Origin of the sequence: Streptomyces sp. AHU1, from assembly GCF_045343905.1 — a bacterium.
Taxonomy (GTDB): Bacteria; Actinomycetota; Actinomycetes; order Streptomycetales; family Streptomycetaceae; genus Streptomyces; species Streptomyces triticiradicis.
The window spans coordinates 4726615-4738023 of the sequence record NZ_CP174283.1 but is presented as its reverse complement, the minus strand read 5'-3'; the positions used below and the strand labels follow the sequence as shown (position 1 = coordinate 4738023).

The following is an 11409-nucleotide window of genomic DNA, read 5'->3' as shown; positions in this document are numbered from 1 at the left end:
ATCGCCATCGACCATGACCGCCCTTAGACGTCGTTTCTAATGGCGTGATCGTTCGTTGTGTCGTGCATGACGGTTCTGGTGGAGCGTTTGGTGCCGGACGAGTTGTGGACGCTGTTTCGGCGGGTGGTCCCGTCGACGGAGGTCATACGTCCGCAGGGCGGCGGGAGACGGCGGGCGGGTGACCGTGAATGTCTGGCAGCGGTCATCTTCGTGGCCACCTCGGGCTGCACCTGGCGGCAGCTTCCGCCGGTGTTCGGGCCTGCCTGGCCCACCGTCTACCGACGCTTCGCCCAGTGGAGCCAAGACCGAGTCTGGGCTCGGCTCCACCGAGTCATCCTCGACGAGCTCGGTGCCCGGGGTGAGCTGGACTGGTCGCGGTGCGCGATCGACTCCGTCAGCATCCGGGCCGCAAAAGGGGGCCACTGACCGGACCGAATCCGACCGACCGCGGCAAGCCGGGATCGAAAATCCACCTGATCACCGACCGGAACGGACTGCCCCTGTCCCTGGGTATCTCCGGTGCCCACATGCACGACAGCCTCGGCCTCGAACCCCTCGTGCGCGGGATCCCACCCATCCGATCCCGCCGCGGCCCACGGCGACGAAAGCCGGCGAAACTGCACGCGGACAAGGGCTACGACTACGACCACCTGCGCCGCTGGCTCCGCAAGCGCGGCATCCGCCACCGCATCGCACGCAAGGGCATCGAGTCCTCACAGCGGCTCGGCCGACACCGCTGGGTCGTCGAGAGAACCGTGTCCTGGCTCGCCGGCTGCCGTCGCCTCCACCGCCGCTACGAGCGCAAGGCCGAACACTTCCTCGCCTTCGTCGGCATAGCCGCGGCCCTGATCGCCTATCGCAGACTGGCCAGGGAGAAGGCCTGACGATGCTGCCTGTCACACCCGTCCGTCATGCTCTGCGACATGAACGAGGACGTCTTCTGGCAGCTCATCCATGAGTGCAGCCCTTCAACCCCTGACCCTGACGGCCATCAGCTCGCCGCTTCTCTGGCAGCCCGCCTAGCGAAGGGACCCGTGTTTAACGTGGTCGGCTTCGCCGAGCAGCTCTCCTGGGCGCTGTACAGACTGGACCGTAAGGAATATGGCGATGACCTGTCGAGCGATCAGTTCCTCTACACCCGGGCTGCGGTCGTCGCAGCTGGCCGGGAGGAGTACGAGAGCGTACTTCGGGACCCACAGCGGTTCATGCCCTACGCCAACGACCTCGTCTGGGCCGAGGCACTGCTCTACGTACCCGACAACGCATACGAGCACCTCACTGGAGACGAGTGGGACCGCAGTACCCGGTACAGCTACGAGTCCTACTCCAATCGTGCCGGGTGGACGGACGCATAGACGCCGACGATCCGTTCCTCACCATTAGAAACGACGTCTTACAAGGCTGCGGTCTGCCCTCCTCCGGTGCAGTCATGCTCGGGTCGGTAACTGGCGAGGTGTTCGCGGGAGCCGACTCAGATGATTCGGGCGTTTTGGCCTCACGGCCAGAGTCTTGTTTCCTACGCTGAGTTCGTTCGGAGCCGCGTGAGTTTGGGGATCAAGTGGGTGCTGAGATCGTGCAGTTGGTCGGGCAGGCGGGGCCGGCCGTGACGGCTGCGGTGGGGGCGTACGGGGCAGCGGTGCTGACCCGCGCCCAGGATGCCGCGGCCGACGCCACGGTCGGTCTCGGGCAACGGATTCTTCAACTGGTCTGGCGCCGTAGGGACGAAGCGGGCCGGGCGGAGCTGGAACGGGTGGTGGGTGAGGCCGCCGACGAGCAGGACGACGCGTACTCCACGGCCGTGCTGAGCCGCCTGCTCAGGCAGGCGTTGCAGAACGATCCCGCGCTCCGGGAGGAACTGGCCGCCGTACTGCCCGCTCCTGCGCCGGGCACGGTCAATGTCACGGCCTCCGGTGAGCGGTCGATCGCCGCTCAGCACATCGGTACTGCCATCACCGGTGACGGTCATACCGCTCCGCGGCCGTGAGTACGGACGAGGATCGGTCTCGGCCGGGGATCGAGGCGGCCGGACCGAGGTCGATCGCCGCCCAGCACATCGGTACCGCCTTCACGGGCGATGTACTGCCGGCCGGGGCACTGCACGCACCGGGCAAGGTCTCGGCGGCCCCGGGCACCTCCAATCTGCCCCCCATCGCCCTCTGCCTGGGGCGGGAGGAAGAACTGGACTTGCTGCGGCGCATCTTGACCAGCCAGCACGAGAGTGCGATCACCCAGAGTGGGACGGTGCACGGTCTGGGCGGGATCGGCAAGACCACGCTCGCCCTGCACTACGCCCACCGTCACCGCGGCGATTACAGCCTGATCTGGTGGATCAACGCCGCGTCCCCCGACGAGATCGAGACCTCCCTCACCGGACTCACCCACGCCCTGGTACCCGACTGGGCCACCACAGCCGAGCGAGGGGCGCAGGTGGCGTGGGCGATGCAGTGGCTGGCCTGGCATCCGGACTGGCTGCTGATCTACGACAACGTGGAGAACCCCGACGACCTCACCCCCTACACCGGAGCACTCCACCAAGGCCATCACCTCGCCACCAGCCGACGCACCACCGGCTGGCCCGACAGCGCCCCCACCCTGACCCTGGGCAACCTCGACCTCGACAACGCCACCACCCTGCTGTGCCGACTCGCTTTCAAGGAGACCAACCCCACGCCCCGCCAGCAGACCGAAGCTCGTTTCCTTGCAGCTGAGTTGGGGTACTTCCCGCTGGCGATCAAACAGGCGGGCGCCTACCTGGCCCGGAACCGCGGCATCAGCCTGGACTCCTACCGCCGCCGCCTGGACACCAAACTCGCCAAGACCGCCCACGGCACCGACACCGAACGCACCCTCGCCCACATCTGGAACGTCACCCTCCACACACTGGAGGAGGCCGATCCACTGGCCGTGGAGGTGCTGCACACCGCCGCCTGGCTGGCCCCCGACGACATCCCCCACAGCCTGCTCACCCCACCTGGCACCGACCCGGACGACATCGCCGAAGCCATCGGAACCCTGGCCGCCTACAGCATGGTCACCGACACCGGCACCACTCTGAGCGTCCATCGGCTAGTCCAGACCGTCCTACGCACCCCACAGACCACTGACGACACTCAGTTGCCCCGGCAACTACAAGGCCGCGACCGCGCCGAACAGGCAGTCCTCCACCACCTGACCCCGCCCCGAGGCCAGGACACCACTACTGAAGATCAGTGGGACACCCTCACGCCTCACCTCGTCACCCTCGCAGCCACCAGACCGCCGAAACACCACAACGCCTCACTTGCCGATGCGTATGAGTCCGCGGCGCAACGGCTCCACCAGCAAGGCCATGCAGTCCGTGCCATCCCTCTGCTGGAGGCCAATCTCGCCCAGCGCGAGCAGGTCCTGGGCGACACCCACCCCGACACCCTGATCAGCCGCAACAACCTCGCCTACGCCTACGAGTCGGCAGGAGATCTAGACCGGGCCATCCCCCTGCACGAGGCCAATCTCGCCCAGCGCGAGCAGGTCCTGGGCGACACCCACCCCAGCACCCTGATCAGCCGCAACAACCTCGCCACCGCGTACAGGTTGGCGGGGGATCTAGACCGGGCCATCCCCCTGTACGAGGCCACCCTCGCCCAGCGCGAGCAGGTCCTGGGCGACACCCACCCCAGCACCCTGATCAGCCGCAACAACCTCGCCGCCGCGTACAGGTTGGCGGGGGATCTAGACCGGGCCATCCCCCTGTACGAGGCCACCCTCGCCCAGTGCGAGCAGGTCCTGGGCGACACCCACCCCAGCACCCTGACCAGCCGCAACAACCTCGCCTACGCCTACCAGTCGGCGGGGGATCTAGACCGGGCCATCCCCCTGTACGAGGCCACCCTCGCCCAGTGCGAGCAGGTCCTGGGCGACACCCACCCCGACACCCTGACCAGCCGCAACAACCTCGCCGGCGCCTACGAGTCGGCGGGGGATCTAGACCGGGCCATCCCCCTGCACGAGGCCACCCTCGCCCAGCGCGAGCAGGTCCTGGGCGACACCCACCCCAGCACCCTGACCAGCCGCAACAACCTCGCCGGCGCCTACGAGTCGGCGGGGGATCTAGACCGGGCCATCCCCCTGTACGAGGCCACCCTCGCCCAGCGCGAGCAGGTCCTGGGCGACACCCACCCCAGCACCCTGACCAGCCGCAACAACCTCGCCTACGCCCGCCATAAGGCCGAAGCCGTACAGCACGGAAGTACAGCAACCTCAGTGACCAAAGCTGTACCTCAAAAGCCGTCCACGGCTGATTGAGCAGCCCGAGAACCGTCAATGACCTTCCCGCCGATAGTTCGGGACGAAGAGGTCGTGCCAGACCCGTGCCAGATCGTGCGGGGAACCACGGGGAACACCGGGGAACCAAGCCGGTCTTGCCCTAGGCGCCAATAGCGCTCAGCGGCAGGTCAGCCTCGGAGCAAGCCCCAGATCACCTCAGCTTCCCAAGCTGAGAGTGCGAGTTCGATTCTCGTCACCCGCTCCATGTGAAACCCCCAGGCCAGAGGTCCGGGGGTTCTTTGTTGCCGTTGCCCAAGCCACTGAGCGGGGCGGGCACCAACCCCGGTAATGGGGTGGCCAAGGGCTGTCTCTCGGGGTGGTCAGCCGCACCCACTCCGGGTGGTCCGGGAAGAGCCCTATTTCAACGCGACGCCGTCGCCCGCCGCCGTCGCCGAGCTGGTCGTCCCCGTTCCCGCGAAGTGCCAGCGCCAGGTGCCGGAGGCGTTCGCCGTGGTCGTCGTCTTCAGCTTGCCCGCGCTGTCGGTGGTCACCGTCTTGACGGTGGTGTACGTCGAGGAACCGGACTTCTTGAACTGGAGGGCAACCTTCTGCGCGGCGAAGCCGACGTAGGCGTTGGTGTTCCAGTCGGCTCGCGTCAGGGCTCCGGTCACCGTCAGCTTTCCGCCCTTGGCGACCGGTTCGGGCGTCGCCTGGGTCGTCGCCAGCTTGGCATAGCGCTTGATCTTCATCGTGGCGCTGCTGTCGAGCGAGTAGAAGTCACCGTCGTAGCCGGCGGTCTCCACGTCCAGGTGCCACGTGCCGGCCGAGCTGTTGCGGAGATCGAAGTAGTCGGTGCCGTCAGGGTCCAGGTCGTACGACCACACGCACTTCATGGTCGTCGACGTGGGGCGCGTACACGTCGACGACTTCGCGTACTGGAGGCGGTCGTCCGAGCTCACCAGCTTGAGGCCGGCCATGAGCTTGATGCCCGAGTTGTCCTTGGCGGTGGCTGTGACGGTCAGCTTCTGGACAGCGCTGGTGCCGACGTTGACGGTGGTCTTGCTGAAGGTCACCGACGTGAAGGCGGTGTCGCCCTTGTGGGTGTCCGCCTGCGCGGCGGGCGCGAGAAGAGTGAGCAGCGCCAGGCTGCCGAGGGTGGCGGCCGCGGCCGTACGGATGTGCATGGTTCTCCAGGAACGACAGAAACAGTCGGCCGGAGCTCCGCTCTTGGAGTCCGGGTGTGCACAAGACCCTCTACCTGGGGGAATGGTTGTACGTGCGCCTCAGGTCGGCCCGAGCCGGCCTCAGCTCGGCGTTCGCCCGACAGGTCGGCGTCTCGACCGATCGCGGGGCGGCACCCTGAACCAGGCATTCAGCCGACGGACGTCCGCAACCCGAGGTAGCCCACCCCGCACCTCCGTGCGAATCTTTGGGCGGGTCGGTACACCGCTCGACCTCAGCCGCGGAGCCGGGAGGGCACCATCCGATGACGGATTCCGATCCGACCCCAGGCAGGCCACCCGGCCCGTACGCGGGCCCGGAATGGCATGCTGCGTCCGGCCCTTACCTCTCGTCCGGCGAACCAGCACGCCCGTCGGCAGTATGGAACGGTGCCGCCATCGCCGCACTGGTCCTCTCACTGCTGTCGTTGCTGTTGCTCATCGGTCTCGGCGTCCTGGGGCTGCTCGTGTCGTTGCTCGTCTTCACGCCCCTGGCAGTCGTTTTCAGCATCACCGCCGGCATCCAGGTGGCCCGACGGGGCCAGCGCGGCATGGGCCTGGCCGTCATGGGATTCCTCATCGCGCTGCCAGGATGGCTGATCACCGCTTTCCTGTTGTGGTGATCGGCCTCTCCCCGCCGAGGGAACACGAACTCTGTTCCAGCTGGTCAGAGGGCCTCTATTCGCAGACTCCCGGATCTTGGACCCCGTTGCCCGAACGGCTGGGTCCGGCACTCGAGCGAGCGGAACGACAGCGCATGGCACGCAGCAGGACGACGCGACGTCGCAGGTGGTTGTCGGTGGCACTGCTGTGCGCGGTGGTGCCGTCGGCGGCGGCCTGTACGGCAGCGTGACCACTTGGTTCGGCGACACGGGGGCGTCCCTGGCCTGCGGCGTGAACCCCCGCACCGCAGAGGCCTGGATCCATGAGGCCTACCGGCTCACGTGCGGTCCTCCCAAGCCCTGAAGAGCGCACCGGGCGGCTTGGATCGGGACCGCCCGATCCGTGGCCGGCGGTCATGGCGCCGTGGTGGAAAAGCGCGGAGCTCCCCCGGCCACCGCATGGGCGGCCGGGGGAGCTCCGTGGCTTTCGGACCGATCGTCCGAGTCAGTGGATCAACGGGTCAGTGGGTCAACGGGTGACCATGACCGCGTCCAGGTGCACGGTGGAGCGCCCCGCCGAGCTGCCGGACAGCACCTTCAACTGCACCTTGTGGCCGGTGATCTTCGTACCGAGCGTGTACGTGAACACCACCTTCCGGTAGCCCGTCGTCGGAGCGTAGGTGTTCACCGTGCCCACGGTGACCCCGTCGACGAGCACCGAGAAGCGGCCGCCGTTCGACTTGCGGGTCGCCACGATCCGGAGTTTCGTGCCGTCGCCGGTGAGGGACACCGTGGCGCCCTTCGCGGCGGACACCCGCTCGGTCTTCGCCCAGGCCGACGTCACCGACGCCGACGTCCAGGTCCCCTTGTAGGTCAGCGCCGAGGACCGGTCGTCGGTCGGCACGCCGGTCGCGGCCGCCGCGCTCCACGCCCCGGTCTGACCTGCGTCGTCATGGGCGCGTACGTAGAAGCGGTACGTCAGGCCGGACTTCGGCGTCACCGGGCTGCCGGACGCCCCGAACGCCGCGGACTTGGCCGTGGTACGGGTGCGCCACGTCTGGAGCGGACCGAGCGTCCATACGCCTGTGCTGCCGCGGGTGGCGACCCGCCAGCCGACGTCGTACGACGTGACGCCCGCCGTTCTCGCCGCCCAGCCGACCGGGATCACCGCGCCAGCCGAGGCGTCACTGGCGAGAACGGGTGCGGTGACGGACGCGGCGGGAACACTCCTGCGCAGGGTGACCGTACCGCTGAGGCCGGCCGCGGGCAGGCCCGTCACCGTGTCCTTCGCGGTGAGCGTCCAGGTGTAGGCGCCCTCGGCGGCCGCCGTGCCCCCGGTGTTCTTGCCGTCCCAGACCGGAGCGGCCTTCCCGCCCGGGGCCGTCCCGGTCAGGGTACGCACCGGGGTGCTGCCGGACTTGAGGGTCAGTGTCCAGGCCACCGGCCGGTCGTACGTCCAGGTGGGCGCCCAGGAGTCGGCCGAGCCGTCGCCGTTCGGGCTGAACCCGGCCGGGACGGAGGCGGGACCGGAGGAGCGGGACGGGGTGCCCGCCCACACCGTGTGGGTGACGCCGTCGCCGTCCATCCAGGCGGCCCACGGCGCGTCGCGGTCCACGGCCCACCGCTCGGCGGCGGCGGTGTTCGCCTTCGACGGAAGGGTGAACAGCGGCCGTGCGGTGGCGCCGGCCACACCCAGCACCTGGGCGTTCAAGGTGATGCCCGGACCCGTGTCGCTCGTGAAGGTGTACAGCGTGTCCGTGCCGAGGACCGGGGCCATCACGGAGGAGTCCACCGGCGTACGGGTGGTGGTCGTGCCCGTCTTGATCAGCAGGCCCTGGTGGGAGCCGGCTCCGCACGTCGTCAGCAGGACCCATGAGCCGCGGACCTGGAGGCCTCCGGGCAGACAGTCCACCGTGGTGACCGTGGACGTGGTTCCGGTCGCCAGGTCCGTCCGCCGGACGGACCAGCCGGACGTACCGCTCTTCACCGAGGTGTAGAGGGCGCCTCCGTACAGGACCGAGCCGTCGGGCACGCGCTCGCTCTTGCCGGTCGCGACGGTGTACAGCAGCAGGGTGTCGTTGTAGACGGTCGTCCTGTCCGACAGCAGGAAGTGCTCGCCGTCGAAGTCCCTGACCTGATCGGCCGAGATGTCGCCCAGGTCCAGGGGCACGCCGGTCGGCTTCCCGTCGTCGTAGACCTGGTAGGCACCGCCCTGCTCGACCAGCACCCGGTGCCCGGCGGCGGCCAGCGTCTGGTGCACGGTGCCGGTCGAATAGGCCAGAACACGTGACGGCGTGGCCGCCGAGGCTCCGGACGGGCCGACCGTGAGGCCGGAGGAGAGCAGCACACCGGTGCGGCGGGAGGAGTCGTCGGCGGTGTAGAGGGTGCCGCCGGACAGGGCGAGGGCGTCCAGGCGCGCCGGGCCGGCGGGGATCGTCGAGGCGTCTCCGTCGGCCTTGGACACCCTGCCGTCGATGAGGGTCTGAACGGCGGCGTCCTTGTCCGGCCGGTACAGCGACACACGCATCCGGCCGTCGTCTCCGACCGATATGTCGCGGAACGTGCCGTCGAGGTCGGCGGCGGTGGCGGTGGAGCCGTCCCGGGACATCGCGTACAGCTCGTTGCCGTCGGCGCTCCCCTCGTACCAGGCCAGGGTGTCGTCGCTGATCCAGCGGGCCTTGTCGGTGGGCAGGGTGACGGTTGCCGGGCCGTCGCCGGGCGCGGACCGCCGCCACTCGGTCAGGGTCGCGCCGTCGATGACGCCGAAGCGGGAGGGGGTGAACTCCAGGCCCTGCGGCAACTGGTCGGTGTCGGGCTCGGCGACGGTGACCGTCGTACCGGTGGCGAAGTCGACGTAGTCGATCCGGTGACCCCAGCCGGGTGCGGTCCGCCGCAGAACCAGCGCGCCGTCGGCGTCCGACGCCAGCACCTCGTACTGCTCGTCGTCGGACAACAGGGTGCGGTCACCGCCGGAGGTACGCAGCACCAGCCGCACGCGGTATGCCGAGTCACCGTTCTCGTAGGCCTGTTGGACGAGGATGCCGGCACCGGCCTGAGCGCGGTACCGCTCGTCGAGCGAGTCGCCGGACCTGTCGTAGGCGACGGCGAGCGTCTCCCGGGCACCGGTGTCGAGGTGGCGCAGGGTCACGTGGTCGGCGAGGTCGCCGTTGGGATCGGTCGAGGTGGCGGTCGCCACCACCGAACCCTGCACGGACACCGCGTCGGGGTGGGCGGATTCGGCGGTGTCGGCCAATACCCCGAGGTCCTGCGGGGTACCGCCCGCCACGGACAGCCAGCCGTGCGGCAGCCCGTCGGCGGACGCGCTCTGCTGCCAGACGACCGCCCGGCCGGACCCCGACACCTGGTCGGCCGACGGTACGGACGTGGTCCGCGCGGGCAGCGAGGCCGTCACTCCGGTGGTGGCCGCGGCGGCGGGAAGCAGCGCGACCGAACCGGTGAGGACCAGCGCGCCGGCCACGGCCGCGGACAGGGCGACGTGACGCGTGTGTGAGGGCATGGGGCCGCTTCCTCCTGAACGTGAGGGCGGGATCATCGCACACGGGCCGAAGACCCATACGCCCAGGTGGGAGCGGGACTTTCCCGGGCCGTCGGCGATCGACGCGCCGAGCGGACGGACGATCGAGCGGACGGGCGACCGAGCGGACGGGCGACCGAGCGGACGGGCGACCGAGCGGCAGCGGCCGCTCGGGGACCGGCCACGACGACCGGCTGCCCCGGGGCCGGCATCCGACCCCGGGCAGTCGGCGTCGACACCGCGGAAAGCCCTGGAAGCGGAGAACCCTAGAAGGCGATGTGAGGGCTCGTCAGAGCGGCACCGAAGTAGCCCTTCACGCCGCGGACGGTGATGCCGGCGCTCTTGCCGCACGGGCCGGTGGAACCCTTGAGGACGGGGCCGGTGGCCGAGCCGCGGGCGATCCACAGGCAGCCGTCGCTGTTCTCCGTGGGAACGCCGACGACAGTCTCCGCCTTGCCGTCCTTGTCGAGGTCGGCGAGGTGGACCGACGCTCCGAACTGGTCGCCGGCCTCGGCGGTGCCGGGCACGTCGGCCGTGTCCTGGGTGTATCCGACGGCCTTGGCCGTGGTCAGACCCGTGGCGGAGCCGCGCAGCAGGACGGCCGAGCCGGCCGTCTCGCGCGTGCCGAGGGCCTCACCGGGGACACCGACGAGGACATCGGCGTAGCCGTCGGCGTCGATGTCCGCGACGCTGAGCGACTGGCCGAAGCGGTCGCCGTTCTCCGCCGTGCCGGGAACCCCCGCCGTGTCCTGGTGGAGGACCTTCGGCCGCTGGTCGGCGGTGATGCCCCTCGCGCTTCCGTAGAGGACCTGGATCTCGCCGCCGCGGTGCGCGGCACCGGACATGTTCATCGAGGACTCGTCGTCCGCGATGCCGGTGACGAGGTCGCCGTAGCCGTCGCCGTTGACGTCGCCGATCTGGCCGGCGTGACCGTCGGCGAGCGGCAGTTCCGTGGGCCAGTTCGTCATGGGGTCGTCGCCGATCGGGCCGTTGTCGACGAGCACGGATCCGCGGACGTCGTCGTCCGAGGGGCCGGGCAGCCAGAACCGTTCCGCCCTGCCGTCCCCGTTCACGTCGCCCATCACCAGACCGCGGGAGTTGGCGCGCCATTCGTGGTAGCGGGTGGCGGCCTTGCCGGTGCGGGTGAAGGGGCCCGTGTAGGAGGACGCCTCGCAGCGCGAGCCGATGCCCACTTCCGGGGCGCCGTCCCCGTTCATGTCTCCCGCGGCCAGGGACATCCCGAATCCGCAATAGGTCATGCCGTCCCCGAACCCGGAGGGCGGGGAGATGCTTGCGCCGCCCTGAAGGCCGTGGGGCCCACCCCACACGACGGTCACGGAGCCCCGGGACTTCGTGCCGTCGACGTCTTCGTCGGGAGTACCGACGACCAGATCCGCGTACCCGTCCCGGTCCAGGTCGGCACTGGCGACCGCCGAGCCGAACCCGTCCCCGCCCTCGGGCGCGCCGGGGATCCCGGCGGTCGCCTGCGTGATCACGGTCCGACGCGTGGCGCTCACGGACGACGCCGACCCGTACAGGACGACCACGGCACCGGCTTCCTCCACCGATCCGTTGGAGGCGTAGGGGGCGCCCACGACCAGGTCGCGATAACCGTCACCGTTGAAGTCGTCCTGGACGGCGGCGGTGTTGGCCCCCTTGTACGGAGCGGTCGCCGAAGCCGTCGCCGGAGTGAGGGTGACGGCGAAGAGGGGGGCGAGCACGGCCACGGCCGTGACTGCTTTGCGCAACGGAACTCCTCATGCGGACGACACAGAAGGCACGGAAGGCACAGAGAGGCGAGAGCTGCATG

Annotated in this window: 8 protein-coding genes; 5 read left to right on the top strand and 3 right to left on the bottom strand. The window is 69.5% G+C overall.

Annotated elements, in window-relative coordinates; genetic code table 11:
- The first annotated feature begins 66 nt into the window (after positions 1-66).
- From ACICHK_RS21180 to ACICHK_RS21165, 4 genes are all read left to right on the top strand, one after another.
- A protein-coding gene (locus ACICHK_RS21180) for an IS5 family transposase (protein WP_406838135.1) occupies positions 67-884 on the top strand; the annotation gives its coding sequence in 2 pieces (ribosomal slippage) (positions 67-424 and positions 424-884; 819 coding nt in all).
- 39 nt (positions 885-923) lie between these two features.
- Positions 924-1355, top strand: a complete 432-nt coding sequence (locus ACICHK_RS21175) for a DUF4240 domain-containing protein (protein ID WP_406838134.1) — start codon at positions 924-926, stop codon at positions 1353-1355.
- Positions 1356-1558: 203 nt separating this feature from the next.
- A complete protein-coding gene (locus tag ACICHK_RS21170) occupies positions 1559-1984 on the top strand; it encodes a hypothetical protein (protein ID WP_406838133.1) in 426 nt (141 codons plus the stop codon).
- Complete coding sequence (locus ACICHK_RS21165) at positions 1981-4281, top strand: tetratricopeptide repeat protein (protein WP_406838132.1); 2301 nt, start codon at positions 1981-1983, stop codon at positions 4279-4281. The genes ACICHK_RS21170 and ACICHK_RS21165 overlap by 4 nt, the downstream gene beginning before the upstream one ends.
- 377 nt (positions 4282-4658) lie before the next feature.
- Here ACICHK_RS21165 and ACICHK_RS21160 read toward each other — a convergent pair whose 3' ends face one another.
- A complete protein-coding gene (locus ACICHK_RS21160; RefSeq protein WP_406838131.1) occupies positions 4659-5426 on the bottom strand; it encodes a calcium-binding protein in 768 nt (255 codons plus the stop codon).
- Positions 5427-5728: 302 nt separating this feature from the next.
- Between ACICHK_RS21160 and ACICHK_RS21155 the strand changes: the two genes are divergently transcribed.
- The gene (locus tag ACICHK_RS21155) at positions 5729-6085 is read left to right on the top strand and encodes a hypothetical protein (RefSeq protein ID WP_406838130.1); all 357 of its coding nucleotides are present in this window, start codon (positions 5729-5731) and stop codon (positions 6083-6085) included.
- A gap of 508 nt (positions 6086-6593) precedes the next feature.
- Here the strand turns inward: ACICHK_RS21155 and ACICHK_RS21150 are convergent.
- Both ACICHK_RS21150 and ACICHK_RS21145 read right to left on the bottom strand, forming a co-directional pair.
- A complete protein-coding gene (locus ACICHK_RS21150; RefSeq protein ID WP_406838129.1) occupies positions 6594-9581 on the bottom strand; it encodes a hypothetical protein in 2988 nt (995 codons plus the stop codon).
- A gap of 284 nt (positions 9582-9865) precedes the next feature.
- Complete coding sequence (locus tag ACICHK_RS21145) at positions 9866-11347, bottom strand: FG-GAP-like repeat-containing protein (protein WP_406838128.1); 1482 nt, start codon at positions 11345-11347, stop codon at positions 9866-9868.
- Between the last annotated feature and the right edge of the window lie 62 nt (positions 11348-11409).

Bases quoted from the DNA above. Each gene is read 5' to 3' on its own strand.
- ACICHK_RS21175 (WP_406838134.1), top strand. From the start codon at position 924: ATGAACGAGGACGTCTTCTGGCAGCTCATCCATGAGTGCAGCCCTTCA.
- ACICHK_RS21160 (WP_406838131.1), bottom strand. From the start codon at position 5,426: ATGCACATCCGTACGGCCGCGGCCGCCACCCTCGGCAGCCTGGCGCTG.
- ACICHK_RS21155 (WP_406838130.1), top strand. From the start codon at position 5,729: ATGACGGATTCCGATCCGACCCCAGGCAGGCCACCCGGCCCGTACGCG.
- ACICHK_RS21150 (WP_406838129.1), bottom strand. From the start codon at position 9,581: ATGCCCTCACACACGCGTCACGTCGCCCTGTCCGCGGCCGTGGCCGGC.